This window comes from Mesorhizobium sp. BR1-1-3, assembly GCF_020165455.1.
Classification (GTDB): Bacteria; Pseudomonadota; Alphaproteobacteria; order Rhizobiales; family Rhizobiaceae; genus Mesorhizobium; species Mesorhizobium ciceri.
In genome coordinates this window covers 135,449-160,866 of sequence record NZ_JAIUIC010000016.1, presented here as the reverse complement: position 1 = coordinate 160,866, position 25,418 = coordinate 135,449, and the positions used below count along the sequence as shown (strand labels likewise).

Genomic DNA, 25,418 nt, shown 5'->3' with positions numbered 1-25,418 from the left:
CCACCGCCCCTATCCACCACGGACAGAGGGATGCCAAAACGTGACGGCTCTTTCGACAAGAGCGACCACGCCATAAAAGACCGAACCCGCAAGTGCTGCAACTGCGATTTCGGCCCAGACCATGTCGATGTTCATCCGCCCGACCTCGGTCGAGATGCGGAAGCCCATGCCGACGACAGGCGTGCCGAAGAACTCGGCAACGATGGCGCCGATCAGCGCCAGCGTCGAGTTGATCTTCAGCGCGTTGAAGATGAAGGGAGCTGCTGCCGGCAGCCGAAGCTTCAAGAGCGTCGGCCAGTAGCCCGACGCGTAGGTGCGCATCAGGTCGCGCTCCATATGGCCGGAGGCGGCCAGACCGGCGACCGTGTTCACCAGCATCGGGAAGAAGGTCATGATGATGACCACCGCCGCCTTGGACTGCCAGTCGAAGCCGAACCACATCACCATGATCGGCGCGACGCCGATGATCGGCAGCGCCGAGACCATGTTGCCGATCGGCAACAGGCCGCGTCGCAGGAACGGCACACGGTCTGCGAGCACCGCGGTGATGAAGCCGGCGCCGCTGCCCACGACATAGCCGAAGATGACCGCCTTGAAGATGGTCTGGCGGACATCGGCGCCGAGCACCGGCAGCGAACCGGCGATGCGCGCGCCGATGGCACTTGGCGGCGGCAGCAGGATGAAGGGTATGCCGGCCCCACGCGTCACCGCTTCCCAGATGATCAGGATCCAGGCGCCGAAGATGGCCGGGATGATCAGGCGCAGCGCGGTGCGAGCCCATTTGGCGAACGGACGCAATGATGACAGCACCGCCACGCAGCGCCAGCCAAGCAGCCATGCGGCGGTGAGAAGCAGGAAGTACGGCGTCCGCGCCAGGCCTTCGAAACCGGTGATGCCTCCAATCAGCAGCCAGGCGGCCAGATGCGCGCCGATGAAAAGCACAACGGCTTCGACGATGGACGGTATTCTGGTCACCGAGATCAAAGCGGCGACAAGCAGCACGCCGAAAATCAGCCAGGTCGTCGCCACATAGGGGTATATCAACGTCCCTGCAGGCTGCGCCAGTGCATCGACTTTCGGCGCGGCGATCGGGCCGAGCGCCACTGCGATCAGGCACAGCACGATCGCCAGCACTGCCTGCCAGGAGGGTTTCAGCCAGTTCATGCCGGCCTCCCGCCCATAGCGCGGTCGACGAGGCGCCCGGCAATGCCGACCACCATGACCAGAAGGGCTGCCACCACTGAGCCAGCAACCAGCGCCGACCAGATGTCGATGGACTGGCTGTAATAGGCGCCGGCCAAGAGCTTGGCGCCGATGCCGGCGACAGCGCCGGTCGGCAGTTCGCCGACGATGGCGCCGACAAGGCTTGCCGCCACCGCCACCTTCATCGAGGTGAACAGGAACGGCACGGAGGCCGGCACGCGCAACTTCCAGAAGGTTTGCGAGGCACTGGCATTGTAGGTGTGCATCAGGTCGAGATGCATGATCTCGGGCGAGCGCAGGCCCTTCACCATGCCCACCGTCACCGGGAAGAACGACAGATAGGTCGAGATCATTGCCTTCGGGACCAGGCCGGTGATGCCGACCGCCGCCAGCACGACGATGATCATCGGCGCCACCGCCAGGATGGGAATGGTCTGCGAGGCGATGATCCACGGCATCAGGCTGCGGTCGAGCGTCGCCACATGCACGATGCCGACAGCGATGATGATGCCGAGCGCCGTGCCGAAAGCGAAGCCGAGCAGCGTCGACGAAAGCGTCACCCAGGCATTGTAGACCAGGCTGCGGTTGGAGGTGATGGGCCGCAGGAAGGTGTTCTCGAAGAAATTCACCGCCACCTGGTGCGGCGCCGGCAATGTCGGCTTCGGCTGCGACAGCGTCTTGCCGATGAGTTCGCTGAACGTGGATGTTTCACCGGCGCGACGATCGAGATCGCGCTGGAACGGCGTGTTGAGGATGACGGCGAAGACATACCAGAGCGCGACCACGCCAACGAGGATGGAGGTGACGGGAACGAGCTTATCGCGGAAGGTGTCCATCTAGCGGGCCTCAGCCGACTGGCGCCCTCCTCTCCCCAACGGGGAGAGGGTGGCCGGAGCGAAGCGGAGGTCGGGTGAGGGGGTAGAAATCTTTCCGTCAAGGCAAGCCAAGATCGTATCCAGGACCGCTCGACGTTCGGCCAAAACCTCATGATTCCAGAACCGGGGAACCGAATAACCTTGTCCGTTCAGCCAAGCTGTCCTGGAAGGGTCGGTTGGAGAATCTGCGTGCTGACTACCATCAAGTTCGACAATCAGGCTTACCTCGCGACAAACAAAATCCGCGATGAACGGTCCAAGCGGCACTTGCCTCACAAATTTGTAGCCATTGAGATGACGGCCTCTCAGCTCCCCCCAAAGCCTGTATTCAGCCTCGGTCTCGTCAACCCGCAGCTTTCGGGCGCGAGCGGTTGCCCCGACCTTTCTCTTGGTCGAATCCGTCGGCGCCGCCCCCTCACCCGACCTCCGCTTCGCTCCGGCCACCCTCTCCCCGTTGGGGAGAGGAGGGAGCCCGTCGTTTGCTCCCTCAATCGTCATAGCTGTGCCCCGCGCGCAGCCCGTCCCGCACCCGCGCTGCGATCGCCAGAAACTCCGGCGTCTCGCGGATGTCGAGCGGCCGCTCTCTCGGCAGCGTCGATTCGATGATGTCGCTGACACGGCCCGGGCGCGGCGACATGACGACGATGCGCGTCGACAGATAGACGGCCTCCGGAATGGAGTGGGTGACGAAGCAGATGGTCTTGTTGGTGCGTCCCCACAATTCCAGCAGCTGCTCGTTGAGATGGTCGCGCACGATCTCGTCCAGCGCGCCGAACGGCTCGTCCATCAGCAGCAGGTCGGCGTCGAATGCCAGCGCACGGGCAATCGAGGCGCGCTGCTGCATGCCGCCCGAGAGCTGCCAGGGATATTTCTTCTCGAATCCAGAGAGGTTGACGAGGCCGAGCGTGCGCTTGATCCGCTCGCCTTGCTCCGCCCTGGACAGGCCCATGATCTCCAGCGGCAGCCCCACATTGCGCTCGATGGTCCGCCACGGAAACAGCGCCGCCGCCTGAAAGACATAGCCATAGGCGCGTTTCTCGCGCGCCTGCTCTGCTGTCATGCCATTGACGGAAATCGCCCCCGAGGTCGGCTTCTCCAGATCGGCGATGACGCGCAGCAGCGTGGTCTTGCCGCAGCCCGAAGGCCCGATGAAGGAGACGAACTCGCCCTTGCCGATGGTGAGATCGACATTGGACAGCGCCTGCACCGGCCCGTCATTGGTCTGGAAAGTCAGCCCGAGTTTGCTTGCCGCGACGACGGCTGGCGAATTCCCCGTCATCGGCTGCCGCCTGCCTGTTTCCGTTCCTGCGGCTGGAATCCGATTGCTTTTATCGCGATGTTGTTTTCCACTTGCCCTGTCCCATTTGGCCCTGTCCCTCTGACCTTGTCCCACGCGATCGACGCCCGGAGTTTCCCCGATGTCGCCCAAACCCACTTGTCATCTTATCCGCCCTGAAAGCACTTATGAAGGCAAGCAGGGGCTGACCTATTTCGCCGGCATTGCCGCCGAGACCGTCGGGGCCTCCGGCATCTGCATGCACATGCTCACCATGCCGCCCGGCGCCCGCGCCAAGGCGCATATGCACGAGAGCCACGAGACGGCGATCTATGTGCTCTCCGGCGAAGTTCACACCTGGTATGGCGACCGGCTCGAGCATCATATCGTCGTCAAGGCCGGTGATCTCTTCTACATCCCCGCCGGCGTGCCGCATCTGCCGGCCAACCTGAGCGGCGCCCCGTCCTCTGCCGTCATTGCGCGCACCGATCCCAACGAACAGGAGAGCGTCGTCCTGCTGCCGGAACTGGATGCGCTGGTCGCCGGAAGCTGACTTCGCCGGGCTAGGCGCCCGTCGGCCAATTGCTAGAGGTTTGCGCCCGCCAGCTTCGGCAATCATCGGCACCGAGACACTTCCCCATAGACGGTGCCGTCCGTATCCGCGATCACCAGTTTCTTGGCGTTCTTGGTGCTGTGCTTGATGATGAAGGTGGCGGGCGACTTGCCCTCTTCGCCTTCGGCCTCGCACTCCGCCTTCACCACAAGCGAGCCGTCGGCCTGGACCCTATTGCCGGTGAAGGTGCAAGCGCTCGTCGCCGTGATGAAGTCGGTGTTGGTTAGAAGCAGCATGTCCTCGGCGTAGACTTCCTGGCCGTTCTTGTTGATGCAGCCGGACTTGTTGCCATAAGGTTTGGCTAGGTCGATGCTGGCCGCCGACACTTGGCTGGCCACCAGAACCAAAACTGCCGCGAAAAGAAGTCCCCCGCGCCGCACCTCAAACCCCGGTCGCCGGGATGCCGGTGCGTTCCACCTTGCGCGGCGCGGAGATTTCCTTCCACGTCGACAGCGCCCGGTTGACGGCCGCATTCGGCTCGCGGCCGACGAATTCACCATGGCCGGGCTTGGCCTTGACCTCGGACTCCTGGATCGACAGTTCGCCACGCGAGAACACGAACCGCGGCAGGCCGGTCACCTCGAAACCCTCGAAGACATTGTAGTCGATCACCGATTGCTGCTTCTTGGACGAAATTGTCTTCTTGCGCTTGGGATCCCAGACGACGATGTCGGCGTCGGCGCCCTCTACGATGGCGCCCTTCTTCGGATACATGTTGAGGATCTTGGCGATGTTGGTCGAGGTCACCGCGACGAACTCGTTCATCGTCAGCCGGCCGGTGTTGACGCCTGTGGTCCACAGCACCGGCATGCGGTCTTCAAGCCCGCCGGTGCCGTTCGGGATCTTGGTGAAATCGCCGACGCCGTTGCGCTTCTGTTTGGTGGTGAAAGCGCAATGATCGGTCGCCACCACCTGCAGCGAACCCGCCTGCAGGCCGGCCCACAGCGAGTCCTGGTGCGATTTGTTGCGGAAGGGCGGGCTCATCACGCGGCGTGCCGCATGGTCCCAGTCCTTGTCGAAATACTCGCTCTCGTCCAGCGTCAGGTGCTGGATCAGCGGCTCGCCGAACACCCGCATGCCCTTCTGGCGCGCCCGGCGGATCGCCTCGTGGCTCTGCTCGCAGGAGACATGCACGACATAGAGCGGCACGCCGGCCATGTCGGCGATCATGATGGCGCGGTTGGTCGCCTCGCCTTCCACTTCGGGCGGCCGTGAATAGGCGTGGCCCTCGGGGCCGTTGTTGCCGGCAGCCAGCAGCTTCTGCGACAGTGCCGCCACCACGTCGCCATTCTCGGCATGAACGAGCGGCAGCGCGCCGAGATCGGCGCAGCGCTGGAACGACGCATACATCTCGTCGTCGTCGACCATCAGCGCGCCCTTGTAGGCCATGAAATGCTTGAACGAGGTGATGCCCTTGTCGACGACCGTGGCCATCTCGTCGAACACCTGCTTGCCCCACCAGGTGATCGCCATGTGGAAGGAGTAGTCGCACGACGCCTTCGAGGTCTTGTTGTCCCACATCTGCAAGGCTTCGAGCAGCGACTGCTGCGGCGCCGGCAGGCAGAAATCGACCACCATGGTCGTGCCGCCGGAGAGCGCCGCGCGCGTGCCGGACTCGAAGTCATCGGCCGAATAGGTGCCCATGAACGGCATTTCGAGATGGGTGTGCGGGTCGATGCCGCCCGGCATGACGTAGCAGCCGGTGGCGTCGAACTCATGGTCGCCATGCAGGCCCGAACCGATGGCGACGATCTTGCCGTGCTGCATCAGCACATCGGCCTTCCAGGTGCGGTCGGCGGTGACGATGGTGCCGTTTCGGATGACTTTGGTCATTGACTGTTCCCTTGTTCTCTTCGCGCTTCTTTACGAGCGTCGTTTGGAAGGTGGATTCTAAGCTCACTCCACGATGACAGCCGTCTCCACCACCGCGTGGAACAAGACATCGGCACCCGCCGAAGCCCATTCCTTGGTGATCTCTTCGGCCTCGTTGTGGCTGAGGCCATCGACGCAAGGGCACATCACCATGGCGGTGGGCGCGACGCGGTTGATCCAGCAGGCGTCGTGGCCGGCACCGGAAACGATGTTGCGATGGGAATAGCCAAGGCGGTCGGCGGCATCGCGGATCGCCTTGACGCAGCCGGCATCGAAAGTCACCGGATCGAAAGCGCCGACCTGTTCGATCTCGTAGCGGATGTCGAGTGCATCGCAGATCGTGTCGATGCCTTCGCGGATGCGGCCATCCATCGCGTCCAGCACTTCCTTTTCCGGCGAGCGGATATCGACGGTGAAGACGGTGCGCCCGGCGATGATGTTGCGCGAATTGGGATAGACCTCCATGTGGCCGACCGCGCCGACGGCATCGGGCTGGTAGTCCATGGCGATCTCATGCACCAGTTCGATCACCCGCGCCATGCCGAGCCCGGCATTGCGGCGCTTGGGCATCGGCGTCGAGCCGGTATGGGCTTCCTTGCCGGTCAGCGTCACCTGCAGCCATTTCAGGCCCTGGCCATGGGTGACGACCCCGATGTCGATATCTTCATCCTCGAGGATCGGTCCCTGTTCGATATGCAGTTCGAAGAAGGCATGGATCTTGCGGTCGCCGACCTTCTCGGGGCCTTTCCAGCCGATGCGCTCCAGTTCCTCGCCGAATTTCTTGCCCTGCTTGTCGACATGCCCGTACACATCGGCCTGGTCGAGCACGCCGGCGAACACGCCGGACGCCATCATAGCCGGCGCAAAGCGCGAGCCCTCCTCGTTCGTCCAGTTGGTGACGACGATCGGATGTTTGGTCTTGATGCCGAGATCGTTGAGCGAGCGCACCACTTCAAGCCCGCCCAGTACGCCGAGCACGCCGTCATACTTGCCGCCGGTCGGCTGCGTATCGAGATGGCTGCCGACATAGACCGGCGGCAGGCTGGGATCGGTGCCTTCGCGGCGGGCAAACATCGTGCCCATTTCGTCGACGCCCATTTCGAGCCCGGCCGCATCGCACCAGCGCTTGAACAGATGCCGCCCTTCGCCGTCTTCGTCGGTCACGGTCTGGCGATTGTTGCCGCCGGCAATGCCGGGGCCAATCTTCGCCATCTCCATGATGGAATCCCACAAACGGTCTGAATTGATTCGCAGATTCTCGCCGGGTGCGGCCATCTCGAGTTCCCATCTACACCGGGGGTCTTGTCGCCCCTTGAGTGATTTACAGCTTGACCGTATGGTCAGCTTTTAAACTACACAACCTGACCAAGCGGTCAACTAGAATCTTGGGGTAGACATGGCAGAACCCACCCGCCCCATGCGGCGACAGGAGATCCGCCGAGAGAATGAAAAAACCATTCTCGTCGCTGCAGAGAAGGTGTTTGCGGAGGCAGGGTTTGGCGGCGCCACGATGCAGTTGATTGCGGATCTGGCCGGACTGCCGAAGGCAAATCTCCACTACTATTTCGCCACCAAGGAAGAGCTTTACCGGTCGGTCGTTCAAAACATCTTTGAAATCTGGCTACAGGCGGCCAATTGCTTCGACGCGGCGCGCGGGCCCATAGACGGCATCAGTGCCTATATCGACGCCAAGATGGAAATATCACGCCGCCATCCCGACGGCTCGAAGGTCTGGGCCTCCGAAGTGATGCACGGGGCGCCGGTGCTTCAGGACTATATGGAATCGACGCTGCGCGAATGGACCGACGGCCGCGTCGAGATCATCAGGCGCTGGATCGAGGAAGCCAAGATGGACCCGGTGGATCCGCGCCATCTGCTCTATATGCTTTGGGCCACGACCCAGCACTACGCCGATTTCGGCCATCAGATCGAGACACTCAATGGCGGAAAACCTCTGTCCGACCGGCAATGGCGGGAAGCCAAGGAAAATATCAAGCGGGTGATCCTGACCGGGATCGGTGCGTTGCCCGCCTGACTGTAATGGTTCGTTGCAAGCAAAAGGTCAGGTCGGCGCGCTGCCGCGCCGACCTCAACCGACCGCGTCAGTCCGTCAATCGATTGACCTCAGCACATCGCGAACATGGTCGATCAATTCGTTGATCTGGCCCTTGGTGATGATCAGCGGCGGCGACAGCGCGATGATGTCGCCGGTGGTGCGGATCAGCGCGCCGCGCTCGAAAGCCTTGACGAAGGCCGAGAAGGCCCGCTTGGTCGGCTGGCCGGCGATCGGCGCCAGCTCGATCGCACCGATCAGGCCGATGTTCCTGATATCGATGACGTTCGGCTCGCCCTTCAGCGAATGCAGCGCGTCTTCCCAGTACGGCGCCAGCTCCTCGCCACGGGTCAGCAGGCCCTCTTCCTTGTAGGTGTCAAGCGTGCCGAGTGCGGCCGCGCAGGCGATCGGGTTGCCCGAATAGGTGTAGCCGTGGAAGAACTCGATCATGTGCTCGGGGCCGGTCATGAAGGCGTCGTGGATCTCCTTCTTCACAAACACCGCGCCCATCGGGATGACGCCGTTGGAGACGCCCTTGGCGGTGGTCATGATGTCGGGCGTGACACCGAAATAGTCGGCGGCGAACGGTGTGCCGAGACGGCCGAAACCGGTGATGACCTCATCGAAGATCAACAGGATGCCGTGCTTGGTGCAGATCTCGCGCAGCTTCTCCAGATAACCCTTCGGCGGCAGGATGACGCCGGTGGAGCCGGCGACCGGCTCGACGATGACGGCGGCGATGGTCGAAGCGTCGTGCAGGGCGACGATACGCTCCAGCTCGTTGGCGAGTTCCGCGCCATACTCCGGCACACCCTTGGTGAAGGCGTTCTTTTCCGGCAGATGCGTGTGCGGCATATGGTCGACGCCGCCGAGCAGCGTGCCGAACATCTTGCGGTTGGTGACGATGCCGCCGACCGAAATGCCGCCGAAATTGACGCCGTGATAGCCGCGCTCGCGGCCGATCAACCGGGTGCGCGAGCCCTCGCCCTTCACACGGTGATAGGCGATCGCCATTTTGAGCGCGGTCTCGACCGATTCCGAGCCGGAATTGGTGAAGAAGACATGGTCCATGCCCTTGGGCGCCAGGTCGACCAGGCGGTTGGCCAGTTCGAACACGATCGGATGGCCCATCTGGAAGGCCGGCGCATAATCGAGTTCGGCAGCCTGGTGCTGGATCGCCTCGGTGATCTTCGGACGGCAGTGGCCGGCATTGACGCACCACAGGCCGGCGGTGCCGTCGAGCACCTTGCGGCCGTCGCTGGTTGTGTAATGCATGTCCTTGGCGGACACCATCATGCGCGGCGCCTGCTTGAACTGCCGGTTTGCCGTGAACGGCATCCAGAATGCACTGAGATCGTTCGGCGTGACTTTCAGCCGGTTGGACATGACCAGGACTTCCCCTTGTAAACTGTTTCGCTGCGCCCAACGCTTGGTCTTTGCCGCGTTTTCATGCTACGCAAATTTTTGACCGATTGGACAAACGTTAGCACCGCCCTTTAGGCGGTCAAGGATTACTAGCGGAAATGCGGCACCTGAAGTGCGTTCCACAGGCTAGGGAAAAACTGGTCCAGAGAATTGGTCCAGACGAGCCTCAACACGAGGGCTTGCAACGGTGACCATCGGCACGGATGCCCCTCGCCGCACCCGCATCCAGCAGGAAAAGCGCGAACTCATCCTGGAGGCGGCGCTTGAGGTCTTCTCCACCAACGGCTTTCGCGGCTCGACCATCGACCAGATCGCCGAAGCTGCCGGCATGTCGAAGCCGAACCTGCTCTATTATTTCCGGCGCAAGGAAGACATCCACGAAACGCTGATGCAGCGCCTGCTCGACACCTGGCTGGCGCCACTGCGCGAACTTGACGACATTGGCGATCCCCTAACCGAACTGCGCAGCTACATCAGGCGCAAGCTGGAGATGGCGCGCGATTTTCCGCGCGAGAGCCGGCTGTTCGCCAACGAGATCCTGCAAGGTGCGCCGCGCATCATGCCGCTGCTGGCGGGCGAACTGAAAACGCTGGTCGACGAGAAGGCCGCCGTCATCAAGGGCTGGATGCGCGCCGGCAAGATCGCCAAGACCGACCCGTGGCACCTGATCTTCTCGATCTGGGCGACGACGCAGCATTATGCCGATTTCGACGTCCAGGTCCGCGCCGTGCTCGGACCGAACCGCGGCGGCGACGGCCGCTTCGAGGATGCGGCAAGATTTCTCGAGCAGTTGTTCCTCGATGGGTTGAAGCCGAAGGGCTAAATGGTTTCGTCATTCTAGGGCGAAGCAAGGAGCGAAGCGACGCGGCGCAGACCCTAGAATCCATGCCGCGACTTCAACGCGCCGCAAAGGTCCAAATTCTGCTCCGTAGTACTCTTCGGCAAACGTCCCGGCATGGATCCTCGGGTCTCCGCGTCCGCTTCGCCCGTGGATGACGAAGCCGAGGGGGACGCCAGCCAACCTCAGGCGCTGCGCCGCTCGGCCGGCAGCGCGTCCAGCAATGCCTGCAGCTTGGCGATCGAATTCTGCTCGGCTAACGGCGTGTAGACGATCAGCTTCATGTCCGAGCCGTCGCCGATCGACAGGCTCATATGCTCGAAGGTCATGGCGCCCGCGCTCGGGTGCCGGACATGTTTCACCCCCGACAACCGGTGCGCGACGTCGCGCTGCGGCCACCAGGCACGAAATTCGGGGCTCGAACGCGTCATCAACTCGATCAGCCGCTCGAAATCCGGATCGCCGACATAGCGGGCGCTCGTGGCCCGGAACGAGGCCAGCACGGTGCGCGCCAGTTGCTCCCAGTCGACCAGCAGGCGCCGGTGGTGCGGGCTCGTGAACACCATGTGGACGACGTTGCGGGCGTCACCCTCCAGCAGGCCATAATCGCCGAACACCGCCACCGCCGCCGGGTTCCAGGCCAGCACGTCCCAGCGCCGCCCGACGACATAGGCCGGCTGCAGCACCAGGCTCTGCAGCATGTGCAGCAACGGGCCATCGACCTTTTCCGGCACCACGGCACGGCGCTCCGGCTGCTGGCGGTCGGCAAGGATGAACAGATGCTGTTTTTCGGCGGCGTCGAGGCGCAGTGCTTCGGCGAGCGCCGTCAGCACCTCGACCGAGGGCCTGACCTCCCGCCCCTGCTCCAGCCATGTGTACCAGGTCGTGCCGACACCGGCGATCATCGCCACCTCCTCGCGGCGCAAGCCCGGCGTACGTCGCCTGAGACCGGTGGTGATGCCTGCGGCCGAGGGCGTCAGCCTTTCGCGGCGCGAGCGCAGGAAGGCGCCGAGTTCGCGCCGGCGGCTGTCTTCAGCCGAACGTGTGGGGGCCGCGTGAGGTTGGGACTCCATGCGCGTATTATAGCAGTATTGATACCAGGATAAAGTTTGAACTGTTTGGCCAGCGCCAACTGCCCCATCTTCCGTTCAGAGCAACAGAACGGAGGCTCTGAACATGGAACTCAAAGACAAGACGATCCTCATCACCGGCTCGACAGACGGCGTCGGCCGCGTTGTCGCGCAACGGCTCGGCGCCGCGGGCGCCCGTGTGCTGGTGCACGGCCGCGATGCAACGCGCGGCAAGGCTGTTGTCACCGAGATCGAAGCCGCCGGCGGCAAGGCCGAGCTTCTGGTCGCCGATCTCTCTTCGCTGGCCGAGGTGCGCCACCTCGCCGAGGCGGTGCGCGCCCGGACGAACCGGCTGGACATCCTCATCAACAATGCCGGCATCGGCACAGCGGGCCAAGGTGCCAAAAGGCAGGTGAGTGCCGACGGCTATGAACTGCGCTTCGCGGTCAACTATCTCGCCGGTTTCCTGCTGACATCGGAGCTCCTGCCATTGCTGAAGGTGAGTGCGCCGGCGCGCATCGTCAATGTCGCCTCTGCGGGGCAGCAGGCGATCGACTTCAGCGATGTCATGCTGACCCGCTCCTATGACGGGGTGCGCGCTTATTGCCAGAGCAAGCTGGCGCAGATCCTGTTCACCGTCGATTTGGCCGAACAGTTGAAAGGCACCGGCGTCACCGTCAACGCATTGCATCCGGCGAGCTACATGAACACAACCATGGTCCGGCAGGCCGGGGTGACGCCGTGGAGCTCGGTCGAGACCGGCGCCGATGCCATCCTCAATCTCGCCACCTCACCCACGCTCAACGGGAAAAGCGGCCTCTATTTCGACGGCCTGCGGGAATCCCGCGCCGATGCTCAGGCCTACGACGCCAAGGCAAGGCAACAGCTGAGAAGCTTGAGCCTCGATCTCATCGGCCCGGCCTCCCTCACATCGAAGGAACAGCATTGATGACCAAGGCAATCCAACACACCGTCATCATCGGCGGCTCGTCCGGCATCGGGCTGGCGACGGCGCGCAAACTGCTTGGCCCGGACATGAAGGTGACCATCACCGGGCGCAACGAGGAGAAACTGAAGAGCGCTTGGAAGAGTCTTGGCGGCGCTGCCGGGAAGGCTGCATTCGACGCCTCGAAGCCGGATGAAGTCACCCGGTTCTTCGAGCGCCTTGGTCCATTCGACCATCTGGTGCTCGCGGCCAGCGGCGGCAAGGGCCTCGGCCCGTTCCCGGCGCTTGACCTGAGTGACATCGGCAGTGGCGTGGAGGAAAAGGTCCGCCCGCAGCTGTCCTGCCTGCAGGCCGCCTTGCCGACACTCAACAAGGCCGGATCGGTCACCTTCATCTCGGCGGTGTCGGCGCAGCTCGCAACGCCCGGCGTCGCCGGTATCGCCGCCATCAACGGCATGCTGTTGACCGTGGTGCCGATCCTGGCGATGGAGTTGAAACCGCTGCGCGTCAATGTCGTGGCGCCAGGCGTCATCGACACGCCCTGGTGGGACTTTCTGGCCGAGGAGCAGAGGCAGGCGCTGTTTGCCGACTATGCCGGCAGGACCCCGGTCGGCCGCATCGGTCGCGCCGAAGACGTTGCCGCGGCAATAGCTTTCCTCGTCTCCAACGGCTTCATGACCGGTCAGGTGCTGACCTGCGACGGCGGACTGCGATTTGCGGCGTAGCGTTCCTCGGGCGCCGACAGGCTTTTCACCCTCAATTGGCTCTTTTTGGACCGCCCCGCACGCTCTTTTCGCCGGGGCTGTCACCGCCCGGTCTCACCGCATCTGAAGCGGTCTTTTCCGGAACATAGGAATAATCAGGCGTATCAGCCCCATACATCTTGTTGTCGATCGCCTCTTGCCAGCTGAAATCCGCGTCGGACGGTGAAACGTCGGCAATGTCATGGCGGGAGGAGCGAGAGTGCAGCCAGTTCGGGGTGATCTCTCGGACCAATTGTGCAAAGCGTCCCATCGAAACCGTTCCTTTCCTTGCCCTTTCCAGGAGGCGCGATCGCGGTTGCGTCGGCTGGATCTAAAGTTGACCTCTCAGCCAGGCCAGCGTCTCGACAACGTCGGCAAGCCCGTACCGCGCTGCGGTGTGCGCTGGTGGTTTGACGCGGATCGATATGCCGCCGGCATCATTGACGGCCTCAAAACCGTTTTCATCCGACGTGTCGTCGCCCAGGAAGACCGGGCGACGGCCCGTGAATGGCGCAATTTCCATGAAACGCCGGATCGCGGCGCCCTTAGCGGCCTCGAGCGGCAGCAGTTCCACACCGGCATTGCCGGGAACCACCCGGTAGCCCTTTGGCAGCGTGGCCAGCGCCTGCTCGACAAGCTGCGTCGCGCGCGGAAGCAGATGCGGGGCGGCGCGCGTGTGGATGGCCAGCACCCGTCCTTTGCGCTCGATATAGGCGCCACGACCGAGCTCGGCCTCGATCTCGTCGGCAAGCGCAGAAATATCCGCCGGCTCATCCGCGACTTCGACGTCGTCGTTCGGCAGGAGCCGATGTTCCAGGCCATAGAGCCCGGCGGCGCGCAGCTTCAAAGGCTGAAACAGATGATCGACAGCCGCGACGGAACGGCCTGTTATGAAGGCCAATGCCCCGTTCAGCTTGCGATCCAGGCCTTGCAGCAAGGAGCGGAGCTCATCGCTGACCGAGACGGCGTCCGGGTGTTCGGCATGTTCCAGCAGGGTGCCGTCGACGTCGAGGAACAACGCCCATTCGCCGGTCAGCACAGTGTGCGGTTTCTCCATGACGGCCTGTGGCTTGTGCAGGGTCTCGCCAACAATGTTTTGCAGCGCATCGCTCATGACATCGCCACCCGTCTGCGTTCAAAAATGGAGACGACATTGTCGACGCTGGGCGGCGGATCGCTGACGGCACCGGTCACCCGATCGAGGTCCCCGCGCTTGCGCAAACGCGCCGCATCCAGAAGCATGCTGCCGGCCCAGCGATAGACATTGTTGTTGCGGATTGTCTCGCGCATGGGGCGCATGCGCTCGCGCTGTTCTTCGGGCGACATGGTCAGTGCCTGCAACAGCGCTCCGCTCATCATGGCGGCATCGTAAGGGTTGACGATAAGCGCCTCCAGCAATTCGCGCGAGGCGCCGGCGAATGTGCTGAGCATCAAAACGCCCTGCTCGTCGTCGCGCGCGGCGACGAATTCCTTTGCGACGAGGTTCATGCCGTCATGCAGGCTGGTGACCATGCATATGTCGGCGGCCCGATAGATCTCGTAGACCTGTTCTTGCGAGTGATGTTCGGCCACCATGATCACCGGCCTGTAGCCCTCGCTGCCATAACGCCGGTTGAGCTCTTCGGCATAACGGTGGCACTCGTCATGGAGCAGCTTGTAGGCGGGCAGCCTGCCGCGGCTGGGTGCCGCGATCTGCAGGAAGACCAGTTTTCCGATCCACTCAGGCTGTCGCTTGAACAATTCGTTCAAAGCGTGAAACCGATCGAGAATGCCCTTGGTATAATCGAGGCGCTCGACCCCGACGGCCAGCTTCACATCCGCTTTAAGGCCGAACCTCTCGCGCATGCGAGCGCGGCAATCGTCGACAGCGGGAACTTTCGCCAGCAGGTCCGCCGGCCATTCTATCGAGATGGGATAGGCGTGCACCAATGTGGTCCGTCCGCCGTAGGAGATGGCCGCATCGGCCCGCTCGATGCGGCTTTCCAGGAAGCGATCGACGCTTTCGGTGAAGTTGTTGGCATGGAACTGGGTGTGGAAGCCGATGATCGAGCTGCCGAGCAGGCCTTCGAGGATGCGTTCACGCCATGGGCAGATGCTGTACACTTCCGAATTTGGCCACGGGATGTGCCAGAAAGTGATGACGATCGCCTCCGGCAAGCGCTCGCGGATCATGCGCGGCAGCAGCGCGAAATGGTAATCCTGGACCAGCACGATCGGCCGCTCGTTGCGCGCCTCGGCAACCACCGTATCGGCAAACTTCCGGTTGACGGCTTCATAGGCAGCCCAGTCGGAGGCGCGAAAAATCGGCCGGGTGAAGGCGATATGGCAAAGCGGCCAAAGGCCCTCATTGGCGAAACCGAGATAATAACCCTGATGCTCTTCCTCCGTCAGCCAGACCCGGCGCAGCGTGTAGGACGGGTTGCCAGGCGGCACCTGCACGCGATCGTGGTCGTCGACGGTAAGGCGGTCCGCCGTTCCGCCGCCATAGGCGATCCAGGTGCCCGCACAGGCGCGGGTAATGGGCTCGAGCGCCGACACCAGCCCGCTGGCGGGGACGAGCAACTCGACGCCGTCGTCCTTCACATTGTGGATGTACGGCTCGCGATTGGACACCACGATAACCTGCGCATCGGGCAGATCGTCGGCCAGGATCTTGCGCAATGTTTCTGGCGACCAGGTCACCAGCGCGGCATCGGCCGATTGGCCGTTCTTTTCGAACTCCCGTATCACCTTGCGCGCGGCCTCCGCCGCCACATCTTCGCCTGCCGTATGTGGGACGGCAGGAGGATGACGGCGACGGTGCCGCGATATGGAGAGGAATACGGCAAGAGCGGAAAAACCGAGGCTCGCGAAAATCAGAACCCAGAGCAGGTCCGCACCGTAGTTTGTCATTGAACGTCAACTCACCCCGGCCGTCGGCGACCGTTTGTTCGTGTTTCCCGTTTGAAACGGTCCGCCGGCCACGTGGTCGGCGTTCGGACCAGTGTTTTTGCAACGCACAAGGCCTGGATCGGTTCCGCCAATTTTGTTCGGATCATGTTCTTACTATGAGCGGCACCAACCCTTCATGGCGGTCGGCCAGGAAAGCGACGACCCGGTCGCCGACGCGCTGGAAGGTGAGATCGACGACCCGGTCGCCGACGCCCAGGTGCCGCAGTGTCAGCGTGTCGATGCCGATCGGCAGCCTGGGGCGGCCGACGCGAATCTCACCCTCCCAGCCGTCGATCTCCAGGCCAAGACAGGCCTGCATCAACATGAAAGCGGAGCCCGCCGACCACGCTTGCGGCAGGCAGGCGACGGGATAGGCGATGGGTGCTTCGCCCGGCGCACGTGTAAAACCGCAGAACAGTTCGGGCAGCCGCATGTTGAAATGGACCGCGGATTCGAACGTGCCGCTCATCAGGCGAACCACGCTTTCGCGCTCGCCATAGCGCGCCAGCCCGGCACCGCAAAGGGCGGTATCGTGCGGCCAGATCGAGCCATTGTGGTACGACATCGGATTGAAGAACACGGCATCGTCGGCGAGCGTCCGCAGTCCCCAGCCCGAATGGAAGGAGGCGGAAAGCAGCTGGTCAGCCACCATCTGGGCCCGCGCCGGCTCAGGCAATCCGACAAAGAGCAGATGCCCCGCATTCGAGGTCCGCACCTTGCAGGGCTCGCCGGCGCCGTCGATTGCCAGCGCATAGAAGCCGAGATCGTCAAGCCAGAAATCCCGTTCCACGGCAACCCGCATCGCTTCGGCGCGATCATCCCAGTGGTCGGCCCTGTCGTTCTCGCCCCGGCGACGGGCAAGTGCCGCCAGCCCCCGGAAGGCGGCAAAGACGTAGCCCTGCACTTCGACAAGGGCGATCGGGCCCTTGGGAATGCGGCCATCGGCATGGAAGACCGAATCGAAACTGTCCTTCCATCCCTGGTTGGCGAGGCCGGACTCCGCCGCTCGCTGGTAAGTCACGAATCCGGTCTCCCGGCCCGCCTCCTCCGTCCATTCGGCCGCGGCGCACAGCGACGGCCACAGGCCGTCGATGAACGCCATGTCACCGGTACGATCGGCGTAGGCACAGGCAAGATAGATGTAGAGCGGTGTCGTATCGACGCCACCGTAGTAGCGGCCAAAGGGAAGCTCCCGCAGCGCCACCATTTCGCCCTTGCGGGTCTCGTGCATGATCTTGCCCGGCTGCGAATCGCTGAACGGCGATGTCTCGGTCGCCTGATGCTGGGCCAGAAAGGCCAGCACGCCCCGCGCCAGGCCCGGATTGAGCCACAGCATCTGCAGCGCCGAGATGACGCCGTCGCGGCCGAACGCCGTCGAGAACCAGGGGATGCCGGCATAGGGATAGGGGCCGGTCGCCAGCTCGGTGGTCAGCAGCGCGACATCGGCGCGAGCGCGCTCGACCCAGTCGTTGAAGACACGGCCCGAGCTGCGCACCGTCGCGCCATGGCGACGTTTGGCCCGCATGCCAAAACGGGCGCGGGCGGCAGCGGCGCGGAACCGGTCGCGGTCGGGCTTGTCGGCCACCTCGGGACCGACCTCGACATAAAGCACCTTCCTGCTGCGCTTGGTCACGGCGATCAGGAAATCGGCACGGTTGGCACTCAGTTGGTCCGGCGCCTGCGAGAACGATATCGCCGAGAGGCGGGCCAGGCCATCGAGCCCATCATAGCGCAGCAGGACCGACGTCGCGTTTGTTTCGGCGGCATGGGCCAGCCCGCGCTTCAGCCGTGTCGAGCCACGCACTTCGAACATGTCGCGGAAATCGGCGGAATAGTGCAGGGAAACGCTGATCGTCGAGTGTTCCCGGCTGTAATTGGAAAGGGTGATGCGTTCAAACAGCCTGTCCTGCCAAAGCAGTCTGACGCGTTCGATGTGAATGGCTCCCTGCGGGATGTCGCGTCCACCGGCGCTCTGTATCGGCAGATTGGTCAAATTGGTGGTGAACAGCACATTGTCCTGGCTGAGCGAGGCGCCGAGCAGAGATGTCTGCCTGCCGCCGACGGTCAGCCGGAACTCGGAAAGAACCCGCGTGTCGTCGCGAAAGAAACCGTCGCCGGCGCCACGTATGTCGCCATAGGCGTCGGCAACGGCGAAGCAATCGCCCTGCTTGAGCGCAAACAACCGATGCGGCTCGCGAGGGGCGGTGGCGTCGAGCGATGCAAGCGCAACCGCAGGATCGAGCTGGCGCTCATCGAGTTGGGCCATTCGTCAAAGATCCCTGTTGTTTCGTTGCCGTGGCTCGAGCACGTCGCTGCTCAAGACGCCTTCGCCGTGCTCGGGACGCCGATCAGGCCCGCATAGGCGGCCAGATAGTCGCCGGCCATTCTTCGGGCGGAGAACCGCTTTTCGAAAACGGCCCTCACCTTTCGCCTGTCGAGTTGCAGCAAGTCCGGCACCGCAGCGACCGCGCTATCCATTGTGTCAGCGATAAAACCGGTGACGCCTTGATCGATGATCTCCGGCAGCGCACCGCAATTCCAGCCGATGACCGGTGTACCGCAGGCCATTGCCTCGATAGCGGCAAGGCCGAACGGCTCCGGCCAGTCGATCGGGAACAGCAGGCCTGCCGCCTTGCCGAGAAATTCCGCCTTCTGGTTTTCCTCGATCTCACCGACATAGACAACGCGATCGCCATCGATCAAAGGCTCGACCACCTCACGGAAATAGGCGCGATCGTCGTCGCCGATCTTTGCCGCGAGCTTGAGCTTGAGCCCCGAACGCAAGGCGATCTCGATGGCGCGATCCGGGCGCTTGTCGCGTGAGAACCGGCCGAGGAAGGCAAGGTAGGGTTCTTCGGCGGCCGTCTCGAACGTCGGTTCGTAGAGAGCAGTCGGCAATCCGTGATGGATCGTCGCCAACCAGTTGGCGTTGGCAAGGCCCGCCTTCTGGCTGTGCGAAATGGAAATCAGGGGAAAGCGCGGGAACCGTTCATAGGCCGGCGCCAGGTCGACATAATCCAGCCTGCCATGCGGCGTCGTCACCGTCCGCTCCGCAATATCCTCAAAGAAGGAAAAATGCAGGAAGTGGCTGAGGTGGAAGTGGATGACATCGAACTCCGACGCCCGTTCCCTCACCTGCGCAAGCATCGAAAGATGCGCCGCGATCTCGGATTTGAGCGGACGCGGATCGAGGCGCAACGCGCGTTCCCGGCTGGGTACCAGCTTCGCGGAGGTCTGGCTGTCGCCACTGGCAAACAGCGTCACCTCATGACCCAGATCGACCAGCGCTTCGGTCAGATACGAGACGATGCGCTCGGTGCCGCCATAGAGCCTTGGCGGCACCGATTCATAAAGCGGCGCGACATGGGCGATTTTCATATTTCATCCTGGATGCTGGGCATGCAGGTGTGAAATGCGTCAACGGCTCGATTGGTTCCGATTTTATGGTCGAGCCGTCGGCACCAGAGGCCGCAGTCGGCATGGAACTGTGCGTTAAACGGATTGCGCGATCAGGGTCAGAAAGCCACCGCTCAGGGCAACATTCCCGACGAAGCCATTGATGCGGGACGCACGGTCCGGACCCTGATGGTCCCAGAAATTGTGGAACATCGGCGTGGCGACGATGAGGAACAGCAGCAGCACCGTGGCCGCGAGTGCCGTCCACAATCCTGCGATGACCAGCACACCGGCGGCGACCTGAAGCACGATACCAGTCCACAGTGCCAACCGCGCCTGCGGCACACCGCGCGCGGCCATCAACTGGGTCAGGAAGGCCGCGTTCTGGATGTTGCGCAGGCCGGCGAAAACGAAGGCGCCGCCGAGCAGCAAGCGAGCGAGAAACAACAAGGTCGAAGGCAAATCCGCAGGCATCAAACTCTCCCCTTTAAAGGTTTAAGGCAGTGGGAGCGCGCTCTCCACGGCGCTCCCAACATGATTGGACAATCAGGCGGCCTTGGCCGCCGGCATCGGATGTATGGCTTGGAACGGGATGCACAGCCGGTTCCAGGTGTTGATCATGCCGAGCGCAACGGACAGCTTGACCAGCTCCTCTTCTGAGAAATGCTCCAGCGTACGTGCATAAAGTTCGTCCGGCACGCCGTTGTTGGCGATCAGGGTGACGGCTTCGGTCCAGGCCAAAGCCGCGCGTTCACGCTCCGAGAACAGCGGCGATTCCTTCCAGGCTGAAACCAGATAGAGCCGCTGCTCGGTCTCGCCGTCGCGCCTGGCCTCGCGGCTGTGCATCTCGACGCAGAACGAGCAGCCATTGATCTGCGAAGCCCTGAGCTTGATCAGGTGCAGCAGGCTCACCTCGAGCCCGCATTCGTCCACCGCCTTGTTGAGCGCCGACACCGCCTTCATGATCTCCGGCGCCTTGGCGAAAAATTGCAGCCTCTGTTTCATCGTCTCGTCCTTTCACGTCTGCTTGGGTTTTGAGGTTTTGGGGTTAACTGGATTTCTGCGGCCGCTGGTGGCGCTCGACAAAGGCGCAGCTCGCAGCAAGCGACCTGGGATCGCCTTCTGCCGCATAGGTGGCCACGATATCGGACAGCTTGGTCTCGGCGAGCGCGGCGCGATAGGCGCGTTCGGCCTTCAGCATCGCGGCGTTGATGCCGCAGGGTTTCACATAGGCCGACGCATCGAGCTTCACCGGACCGCGCTGGCGGATCTCGCCGCAGCGGAAGGCCGGCTCGCGGCCCTCGACGGCCAGCACGATGTCGAGCAGCGTGATGCGCTCGGCTGGCCGCGCCAGCCGATAGCCACCGGCAGGCCCGGGCACCGATTCCAGGACGCGCGCCGCGCTCAGCATGTTGAGATGCTTGAGCAGATAGCTCGGCGAAAGGCCAAAGGCCTCGGCGAGAGCGGCGCCCGGCATGGTGCTATTGCCTTCCACACTGGCCAGCGTGGCGGCGCAATGGATGGCTGCTTCAACACCCTCGCCCAGCTTCATCGAACAGGTTCCTTATTCATGGATACATACTATCGTGGATAATTCCTATCTGCAATAGGAAAATGAAAAACGGCGCTCGAAAGCGCCGATTTTCTCTTGGGGGTAGTTCCTACTCCGCAGCCACCTTGGCCATCGGGTTGTTCGGGTGCGTGGTCCAGTTGGCGTAGACCGGCGATACCGGCCTGCCGGTGCGCTGGTCCATCACACCGGCTGCCAGCGGCTCCATGGTAATGCAGTTCTCGACCGGGCAGACATTGACGCAGAGATTGCAGCCGACACACTCGGCCTCGATGACCTCGAAGTGCCTGACGCCGTCGACCATGCTGGTGATCGCCTGGTGCGAAGTGTCCTCGCAGGCGATGTGGCAGCGGCCGCACTTGATGCAGGCATCCTGGTCAATATGCGCCTTGGCGACGTAGTTCAGGTTGAGATACTGCCAATCGGTGACATTGGGCGTGGCGCGGCCGACGATGTCGTCGAGCGAGGCGTGCCCCTTCTCGTCCATCCAGTTTTCCAGGCCCGCGATCATCTCCTGCACGATCTTGAAGCCGTAGGTCATCGCCGCCGTGCAGACCTGCACATTGCCGGCGCCAAGCGCCATGAATTCGGCCGCGTCACGCCAGGTGGTGATGCCGCCGATGCCGGAGATCGGCAGGCCCTGCGTTTCCGGATCGCGCGCGATCTCGGCCACCATGTTCATGGCGATCGGCTTTACCGCCGGCCCGCAATAGCCGCCATGCGAGCCCTTGCCGTCGATGGTCGGCTGCGGCGCGAAGCTGTCGAGATCGACACCAGTGATCGAATTGATGGTGTTGATCAGCGACACCGCGTCGGTGCCGCCGGCATGTGCTGCGCGCGCGGGCTTGCGCACATCGGTGATGTTGGGCGTCAGCTTGGTAATGACGGGCATACGGGTGTTCTGCTTGCACCAGCGCACCACCATTTCGATATATTCCGGCACCTGGCCGACGGCGGCGCCCATGCCGCGTTCCGACATGCCGTGCGGACAGCCGAAATTGAGCTCGATGCCGTCGGCCTCCGTCTCCTCGACCACCGGCAGGATCGCCTTCCAGGCTTCCTCGACGCAAGGCACCATCAGCGAGACGACGATGGCGCGGTCGGGCCAGTCCTTCTTGACCTGCTTGATCTCGCGCAGATTGACCTGCAGGTCGCGGTCGGTGATCAGTTCGATGTTGTTGAGGCCGAGCAGGCGGCGGTCGGCGCCCCAGATCGCGCCGTAGCGCGGACCGTTGACGTTGACCACCGGTGGGCCCTCCTCGCCCAGCGTCTTCCACACCACGCCGCCCCAGCCGGCCTTGAAGGCGCGGATGACGTTGTAGGCCTTGTCGGTCGGCGGCGCCGAGGCCAGCCAGAACGGATTGGGCGACTTGATGCCAACGAAATTGTTTCTGATATCCGCCATGCTCATGCCCTCCCGTTCGAGGTCAGTGCCCGATTGATGCTCTCCGCAGCGTCGCGTCCCTGCGCGACCGCCGAGACGGTGAGGTCGTCGCCACCGAAGATGCAGTCGCCACCGGCCCAGACCTTGGCAAGCGACGTGCGACCTTCCGAATCCACCTTGATGCGGCCGGCTTCGAGCTCGATCGATGCACCGCTGCCGTTGAGGGCGGCCGGGACAAAGCTCTGGCCAATCGCCTTGAACACCTGGTCGGCAACGAGCGTCAGCGTCTCGCCGGTGCCGGCAAGCCTGTCGCCGTTGAGGGCGGTGTATTCGAGTTCGACGGCAGTGACCTTGCCGCTCTCGGCGATCACCCGCTTCGGCTGCAGCCAGTGACGGATGCTGACGCCATTGGCAGCGGCCAGATCCTGCTCGAACTCAGACGCATTCATGTGCTCCTGGCCGCGCCGGTAGCAGATCGTCACCTCCTCGGCGCCGAGCAGCTTCGACTGTACCGCGGCGTCGATGGCCGTCATGCCGCCACCGATGACGACGACGCGGCGACCAACCGGCAGGCCGGAAAGGTCGCTGGCCTGGCGCAGCTCGGCAATGAACTCGACCGCGTTGATGACGCCGTCAGCGTCCTCGCCATCGGCACGCAGCGCATTGACACCGCCAAGGCCCATGCCGAGAAACACCGCGTCGTAATTGCGGATCAGATCCGACAGCTGATAGTCGCGGCCGAGCGTCTTGCCGTTCTGGATGTCGATACCGCCGATCGCGGTCACGTAGTCGACTTCGGCCTGGGCGAAATCGTCGACGCTCTTGTAGGCGGCGATGCCGTATTCGTTGAGGCCGCCGGCCTTCGCGCGCGCCTCCAGGATGGTCACGTCATGGCCGTGGCGGGCGAGCCGGTGCGCGGCGGCAAGGCCGGCCGGCCCGGCGCCGACCACGGCGACCGTCTTGCCGGTCGGCTCGGCGCGCGGATAAAACTGCTTGTTCTCGCCCATGGCGACATCGGTGGCGTAGCGCTGCAGGCGGCCGATCTGCACCGGCTTGCCTTCCGCCACCTCGCGCACGCAGACTTCCTCGCAAAGCGTCTCGGTCGGGCAGACGCGGGCGCACATGCCGCCCAATATGTTCTGGTCGAAGATGGTCTTGGCCGAACCGATCGGATTGCCGGTCGAGATCTGGCGGATGAACAGCGGAATGTCGATCGAGGTCGGGCATGCATTCATGCACGGCGCGTCGTAGCAGAAATAGCAGCGATCGGATTCGACCAGCGCCTCGTGGTGATCGAGCGGCGGATGCAGGTCGGAAAAATTATCCGCATACTGGTCGGCCGAGAGCCTGCCGCCCGCAATGCCTTCCCTGAATTGGCCTTCTGGCATCGTCAGTTCCCCATGTTTTCTTTTGGGGAAGGCTAGCACGTTTTATTTTTTTATCAATTGGTCAATTTTCGACGCAAGTCACTGAAAAGGCTCGGCAATAATATGATTTTTTTACTCATATTATTGCGACTGCGGTCGGGTTTGCAGTGCGAGCGAAAGGCCAGGCTCAAGCTTGCGGCCATGGATGGCCCTGACCTCCTGCGCCACCAATTCCTGCAATCGCCACAGATTGCGGTCGCGGATGCCGAATGCTTCGAGATGGCTGACCGTGTTGTAGAGATATTCGGCGCCGGATCCGATATGCCCGCAGGCTCTGGCCAGCACGCTCGCCACTCTGTCCAGCGGCTGGTTCAGCGACGTTCCCCTGCCCTTCACGCCCACCCAGAAGCCGAGCGCGCGCAGCTTACCCTGCGGCGTATGCACCGGCAGCCAGCGAACCGTCTCGATGCTTTCATGGTCGCTGATCTCGCGCCGCAACAGCCTTTCGATCTGCGCCGGCTTCTCACCCTCCGGCAAGCGATAGATCACGCCGTTGCAGCGCCCGCCCCGCTCGAGCGCCATCATCAACCCAGGCTGCTCGGCGCTGCCGCGCCAGCGCACCATGTCGAGGCAGAAGGAGCGGTGCCAGCCGAAGGCCGTGGCGAGCTGTTGCTCGACCGACTCGAATTCCGGCTTCCAGATCAGCGACCCATAGGCGAACACCCATAACGGTCCCTCATCGGCTTCATTGGACAGTCGCAAGGCGAGGGTTCGAAAGTCCTCGTCGTCCATGTCTGTCCAGCTCGGGTCCGGACCGGGATCGGCCTCTTCCCGATGGCACAGTGCGACAAGCTCGGGCGTGAGCGACATCAAACGCATGGACGACAACCCCTCATCACCGCAGAGAAATCGAAAACCGCTGGATGCGCAATCAGGGAACGCTTGGCACACACACCCATTGTTGTCCGGGCGGTGTCGGATTTCCGTCGTGAGGATCGTCCTATGATGGACGACGATCGATCCATGAAAGGTGAGGAGACCGAAAATGCCAAAAACCCCGATGCCCTTCTTCTGGTACGAATTGATGACATCAGATCTCGACGCCGCCGAGGCGTTCTACACCCAAGTGGTCGGCTGGACGGCGCAGCCCTTCGATAAGGCACCCGGCATGCCGCGCTACATCGTCATGAATGTCGGCGAACGTGGCGTCGGCGGCCTGATGACCTTGCCCGAGGATGCCGCCAAGATGGGCATGCCGCCTGCCTGGCTCGGCTATATCCACACCAGGGATGTCGATGCCGCAACTGCATCGCTGGAGAAAGCCGGCGGCACCGTTCACCGCCAGCCCGACGACATTCCGGGCGTCGGCCGCTTTGCCGTCGTCGCCGATCCGCAAGGCGCGACCTTCATGTTCCTGCAGCCGAACGGTCCCGACCAGCCTGTCGTGCCGGCCAGCACGCCGGGCCACATCGGCTGGCACGAGCTTTACACGTCGGACTGGAAAGCCGCGTTCGATTTCTATTCCGACCAGTTCGGCTGGGTCGACGCCGGCGATTTCGACATGGGCCCGATGGGCACGTACCAGACTTTTACGGCCGGCCCCGAATCCGGCGGCGGCATCATGAACAAGCCCGCGCAGATCCCGGTCCCGGTCTGGCAATTCTACTTCAACGTTGCGGCCATCGACGCGGCGGCCAAACGGGTCACCGACAATGGCGGCAAGATCCTGATGGGGCCGATGGAGGTCCCCGGCGGCAGTTGGATCGTGCAGTGCCAGGACCCGCAAGGCGCGCACTTCGCCTTGATGGCGCCAGTCCGCTGACGGCGATCGAACACCGCCGACACAAAGTGCGGGC

26 protein-coding genes are annotated in these 25,418 nt (G+C 63.1%); 6 read left to right on the top strand and 20 right to left on the bottom strand.

Going from position 1 to position 25,418, the window contains the following annotated elements:
* Nucleotides 1-9: 9 nt before the first annotated feature.
* Genes LB559_RS28830 through LB559_RS28815 form a run of 4 tightly spaced genes read right to left on the bottom strand, consistent with a single transcriptional unit; the run spans nt 10 to nt 3,357 of the window.
* A complete protein-coding gene (locus LB559_RS28830; protein ID WP_224675566.1) occupies nt 10-1,164 on the bottom strand; it encodes an ABC transporter permease in 1,155 nt (384 codons plus the stop codon).
* Nucleotides 1,161-2,039, bottom strand: a complete 879-nt coding sequence (locus LB559_RS28825) for an ABC transporter permease (RefSeq protein WP_224675565.1) — start codon at nt 2,037-2,039, stop codon at nt 1,161-1,163. Before LB559_RS28825 ends, LB559_RS28830 begins: the two co-directional genes overlap by 4 nt.
* On the bottom strand, nt 2,040-2,576 hold the full coding sequence (locus tag LB559_RS28820) for an endonuclease domain-containing protein (RefSeq protein ID WP_084015802.1): 537 nt from the start codon (nt 2,574-2,576) through the stop codon (nt 2,040-2,042).
* Nucleotides 2,566-3,357, bottom strand: coding sequence for an ABC transporter ATP-binding protein (locus tag LB559_RS28815; protein ID WP_013530913.1), 792 nt, complete (start codon nt 3,355-3,357; stop codon nt 2,566-2,568). The genes LB559_RS28820 and LB559_RS28815 overlap by 11 nt, the downstream gene beginning before the upstream one ends.
* Nucleotides 3,358-3,496: 139 nt before the next feature.
* Between LB559_RS28815 and LB559_RS28810 the strand changes: the two genes are divergently transcribed.
* On the top strand, nt 3,497-3,907 hold the full coding sequence (locus LB559_RS28810) for a cupin domain-containing protein (protein ID WP_013530912.1): 411 nt from the start codon (nt 3,497-3,499) through the stop codon (nt 3,905-3,907).
* A 62-nt stretch (nt 3,908-3,969) separates the two neighbouring features.
* Here LB559_RS28810 and LB559_RS28805 read toward each other — a convergent pair whose 3' ends face one another.
* The 3 genes from LB559_RS28805 to LB559_RS28795 form a co-directional block, all read right to left on the bottom strand.
* Complete coding sequence (locus tag LB559_RS28805; RefSeq protein WP_224675564.1) at nt 3,970-4,305, bottom strand: hypothetical protein; 336 nt, start codon at nt 4,303-4,305, stop codon at nt 3,970-3,972.
* 43 nt (nt 4,306-4,348) lie between these two features.
* Nucleotides 4,349-5,800, bottom strand: coding sequence for a dihydropyrimidinase (hydA, locus tag LB559_RS28800; RefSeq protein ID WP_024501503.1), 1,452 nt, complete (start codon nt 5,798-5,800; stop codon nt 4,349-4,351).
* A gap of 63 nt (nt 5,801-5,863) precedes the next feature.
* Nucleotides 5,864-7,114, bottom strand: coding sequence for a Zn-dependent hydrolase (locus LB559_RS28795; RefSeq protein WP_013530909.1), 1,251 nt, complete (start codon nt 7,112-7,114; stop codon nt 5,864-5,866).
* Between the two features lie 121 nt (nt 7,115-7,235).
* On the opposite strand from LB559_RS28795, the gene LB559_RS28790 reads away from it, so the two are divergent.
* Nucleotides 7,236-7,874 (top strand): TetR/AcrR family transcriptional regulator, encoded by a 639-nt coding sequence (locus LB559_RS28790; RefSeq protein WP_013530908.1) that lies wholly within the window; start codon nt 7,236-7,238, stop codon nt 7,872-7,874.
* A gap of 75 nt (nt 7,875-7,949) precedes the next feature.
* Here LB559_RS28790 and LB559_RS28785 read toward each other — a convergent pair whose 3' ends face one another.
* Complete coding sequence (locus tag LB559_RS28785; RefSeq protein WP_013530907.1) at nt 7,950-9,278, bottom strand: aspartate aminotransferase family protein; 1,329 nt, start codon at nt 9,276-9,278, stop codon at nt 7,950-7,952.
* A gap of 226 nt (nt 9,279-9,504) precedes the next feature.
* Between LB559_RS28785 and LB559_RS28780 the strand changes: the two genes are divergently transcribed.
* A complete protein-coding gene (locus LB559_RS28780; protein ID WP_013530906.1) occupies nt 9,505-10,140 on the top strand; it encodes a TetR family transcriptional regulator C-terminal domain-containing protein in 636 nt (211 codons plus the stop codon).
* A gap of 200 nt (nt 10,141-10,340) precedes the next feature.
* Here the strand turns inward: LB559_RS28780 and LB559_RS28775 are convergent, their stop codons facing one another.
* Nucleotides 10,341-11,228 (bottom strand): helix-turn-helix transcriptional regulator, encoded by an 888-nt coding sequence (locus LB559_RS28775; protein ID WP_224675563.1) that lies wholly within the window; start codon nt 11,226-11,228, stop codon nt 10,341-10,343.
* Nucleotides 11,229-11,331: 103 nt separating this feature from the next.
* On the opposite strand from LB559_RS28775, the gene LB559_RS28770 reads away from it, so the two are divergent.
* Both LB559_RS28770 and LB559_RS28765 read left to right on the top strand, forming a co-directional pair.
* Entirely contained in the window at nt 11,332-12,174 is an 843-nt protein-coding gene (locus LB559_RS28770; protein ID WP_224675562.1) for an SDR family oxidoreductase, read from the top strand.
* Nucleotides 12,174-12,896, top strand: coding sequence for an SDR family oxidoreductase (locus LB559_RS28765; protein WP_224621770.1), 723 nt, complete (start codon nt 12,174-12,176; stop codon nt 12,894-12,896). The genes LB559_RS28770 and LB559_RS28765 overlap by 1 nt, the downstream gene beginning before the upstream one ends.
* 31 nt (nt 12,897-12,927) lie before the next feature.
* Here LB559_RS28765 and LB559_RS28760 read toward each other — a convergent pair whose 3' ends face one another.
* The 11 genes from LB559_RS28760 to LB559_RS28710 all read right to left on the bottom strand — a co-directional run bounded on the left by LB559_RS28760 (nt 12,928) and on the right by LB559_RS28710 (nt 24,441).
* Nucleotides 12,928-13,185 carry a hypothetical protein gene (locus LB559_RS28760; RefSeq protein ID WP_024501507.1) on the bottom strand — a complete coding sequence of 86 codons (258 nt, stop codon included), beginning with the start codon at nt 13,183-13,185 and terminating at the stop codon, nt 12,928-12,930.
* Between the two features lie 60 nt (nt 13,186-13,245).
* Nucleotides 13,246-14,028: a trehalose-phosphatase gene (gene otsB / locus LB559_RS28755; protein WP_224675561.1), complete on the bottom strand. Its 783-nt coding sequence runs from the start codon at nt 14,026-14,028 to the stop codon at nt 13,246-13,248.
* Nucleotides 14,025-15,806 carry a trehalose-6-phosphate synthase gene (locus LB559_RS28750; protein ID WP_224675560.1) on the bottom strand — a complete coding sequence of 594 codons (1,782 nt, stop codon included), beginning with the start codon at nt 15,804-15,806 and terminating at the stop codon, nt 14,025-14,027. Before LB559_RS28750 ends, otsB begins: the two co-directional genes overlap by 4 nt.
* A gap of 142 nt (nt 15,807-15,948) precedes the next feature.
* Nucleotides 15,949-18,111 (bottom strand): amylo-alpha-1,6-glucosidase, encoded by a 2,163-nt coding sequence (locus tag LB559_RS28745; protein WP_024501509.1) that lies wholly within the window; start codon nt 18,109-18,111, stop codon nt 15,949-15,951.
* 50 nt (nt 18,112-18,161) lie between these two features.
* Nucleotides 18,162-19,223 (bottom strand): glycosyltransferase family 4 protein, encoded by a 1,062-nt coding sequence (locus LB559_RS28740; RefSeq protein WP_224675559.1) that lies wholly within the window; start codon nt 19,221-19,223, stop codon nt 18,162-18,164.
* Nucleotides 19,224-19,337: 114 nt separating this feature from the next.
* The gene (locus tag LB559_RS28735; protein ID WP_013530897.1) at nt 19,338-19,715 is read right to left on the bottom strand and encodes a DoxX family protein; all 378 of its coding nucleotides are present in this window, start codon (nt 19,713-19,715) and stop codon (nt 19,338-19,340) included.
* 72 nt (nt 19,716-19,787) lie between these two features.
* Nucleotides 19,788-20,246, bottom strand: coding sequence for a carboxymuconolactone decarboxylase family protein (locus LB559_RS28730; RefSeq protein WP_024501510.1), 459 nt, complete (start codon nt 20,244-20,246; stop codon nt 19,788-19,790).
* 43 nt (nt 20,247-20,289) lie between these two features.
* Entirely contained in the window at nt 20,290-20,793 is a 504-nt protein-coding gene (locus tag LB559_RS28725; protein WP_013530895.1) for an RrF2 family transcriptional regulator, read from the bottom strand.
* Between the two features lie 109 nt (nt 20,794-20,902).
* A complete protein-coding gene (gene preA, locus LB559_RS28720; RefSeq protein WP_013530894.1) occupies nt 20,903-22,216 on the bottom strand; it encodes an NAD-dependent dihydropyrimidine dehydrogenase subunit PreA in 1,314 nt (437 codons plus the stop codon).
* 2 nt (nt 22,217-22,218) lie between these two features.
* Nucleotides 22,219-23,583 (bottom strand): NAD(P)-dependent oxidoreductase, encoded by a 1,365-nt coding sequence (locus tag LB559_RS28715; protein WP_224675558.1) that lies wholly within the window; start codon nt 23,581-23,583, stop codon nt 22,219-22,221.
* A gap of 120 nt (nt 23,584-23,703) precedes the next feature.
* The gene (locus tag LB559_RS28710; protein ID WP_224675557.1) at nt 23,704-24,441 is read right to left on the bottom strand and encodes a gamma-glutamylcyclotransferase; all 738 of its coding nucleotides are present in this window, start codon (nt 24,439-24,441) and stop codon (nt 23,704-23,706) included.
* A gap of 166 nt (nt 24,442-24,607) precedes the next feature.
* Between LB559_RS28710 and LB559_RS28705 the strand changes: the two genes are divergently transcribed.
* The gene (locus tag LB559_RS28705) at nt 24,608-25,384 is read left to right on the top strand and encodes a VOC family protein (protein ID WP_013530891.1); all 777 of its coding nucleotides are present in this window, start codon (nt 24,608-24,610) and stop codon (nt 25,382-25,384) included.
* The last annotated feature ends 34 nt before the right edge of the window (nt 25,385-25,418 follow it).

Excerpts from the sequence above, each read along its gene's own strand:
- LB559_RS28830 (WP_224675566.1), bottom strand. The coding sequence starts at position 1,164 with ATGAACTGGCTGAAACCCTCCTGGCAGGCAGTGCTGGCGATCGTGCTG.
- LB559_RS28825 (WP_224675565.1), bottom strand. The coding sequence starts at position 2,039 with ATGGACACCTTCCGCGATAAGCTCGTTCCCGTCACCTCCATCCTCGTT.
- LB559_RS28820 (WP_084015802.1), bottom strand. The coding sequence starts at position 2,576 with ATGACGATTGAGGGAGCAAACGACGGGCTCCCTCCTCTCCCCAACGGG.
- LB559_RS28815 (WP_013530913.1), bottom strand. The coding sequence starts at position 3,357 with ATGACGGGGAATTCGCCAGCCGTCGTCGCGGCAAGCAAACTCGGGCTG.
- LB559_RS28810 (WP_013530912.1), top strand. The coding sequence starts at position 3,497 with ATGTCGCCCAAACCCACTTGTCATCTTATCCGCCCTGAAAGCACTTAT.
- hydA (WP_024501503.1), bottom strand. The coding sequence starts at position 5,800 with ATGACCAAAGTCATCCGAAACGGCACCATCGTCACCGCCGACCGCACC.
- LB559_RS28795 (WP_013530909.1), bottom strand. The coding sequence starts at position 7,114 with ATGGCCGCACCCGGCGAGAATCTGCGAATCAATTCAGACCGTTTGTGG.
- LB559_RS28790 (WP_013530908.1), top strand. The coding sequence starts at position 7,236 with ATGGCAGAACCCACCCGCCCCATGCGGCGACAGGAGATCCGCCGAGAG.
- LB559_RS28785 (WP_013530907.1), bottom strand. The coding sequence starts at position 9,278 with ATGTCCAACCGGCTGAAAGTCACGCCGAACGATCTCAGTGCATTCTGG.
- LB559_RS28775 (WP_224675563.1), bottom strand. The coding sequence starts at position 11,228 with ATGGAGTCCCAACCTCACGCGGCCCCCACACGTTCGGCTGAAGACAGC.
- LB559_RS28770 (WP_224675562.1), top strand. The coding sequence starts at position 11,332 with ATGGAACTCAAAGACAAGACGATCCTCATCACCGGCTCGACAGACGGC.
- LB559_RS28765 (WP_224621770.1), top strand. The coding sequence starts at position 12,174 with ATGACCAAGGCAATCCAACACACCGTCATCATCGGCGGCTCGTCCGGC.
- LB559_RS28760 (WP_024501507.1), bottom strand. The coding sequence starts at position 13,185 with ATGGGACGCTTTGCACAATTGGTCCGAGAGATCACCCCGAACTGGCTG.
- otsB (WP_224675561.1), bottom strand. The coding sequence starts at position 14,028 with ATGAGCGATGCGCTGCAAAACATTGTTGGCGAGACCCTGCACAAGCCA.
- LB559_RS28750 (WP_224675560.1), bottom strand. The coding sequence starts at position 15,806 with ATGACAAACTACGGTGCGGACCTGCTCTGGGTTCTGATTTTCGCGAGC.
- LB559_RS28745 (WP_024501509.1), bottom strand. The coding sequence starts at position 18,111 with ATGGCCCAACTCGATGAGCGCCAGCTCGATCCTGCGGTTGCGCTTGCA.
- LB559_RS28740 (WP_224675559.1), bottom strand. The coding sequence starts at position 19,223 with ATGAAAATCGCCCATGTCGCGCCGCTTTATGAATCGGTGCCGCCAAGG.
- LB559_RS28735 (WP_013530897.1), bottom strand. The coding sequence starts at position 19,715 with ATGCCTGCGGATTTGCCTTCGACCTTGTTGTTTCTCGCTCGCTTGCTG.
- LB559_RS28730 (WP_024501510.1), bottom strand. The coding sequence starts at position 20,246 with ATGAAACAGAGGCTGCAATTTTTCGCCAAGGCGCCGGAGATCATGAAG.
- LB559_RS28725 (WP_013530895.1), bottom strand. The coding sequence starts at position 20,793 with ATGAAGCTGGGCGAGGGTGTTGAAGCAGCCATCCATTGCGCCGCCACG.
- preA (WP_013530894.1), bottom strand. The coding sequence starts at position 22,216 with ATGGCGGATATCAGAAACAATTTCGTTGGCATCAAGTCGCCCAATCCG.
- LB559_RS28715 (WP_224675558.1), bottom strand. The coding sequence starts at position 23,583 with ATGCCAGAAGGCCAATTCAGGGAAGGCATTGCGGGCGGCAGGCTCTCG.
- LB559_RS28710 (WP_224675557.1), bottom strand. The coding sequence starts at position 24,441 with ATGCGTTTGATGTCGCTCACGCCCGAGCTTGTCGCACTGTGCCATCGG.
- LB559_RS28705 (WP_013530891.1), top strand. The coding sequence starts at position 24,608 with ATGCCAAAAACCCCGATGCCCTTCTTCTGGTACGAATTGATGACATCA.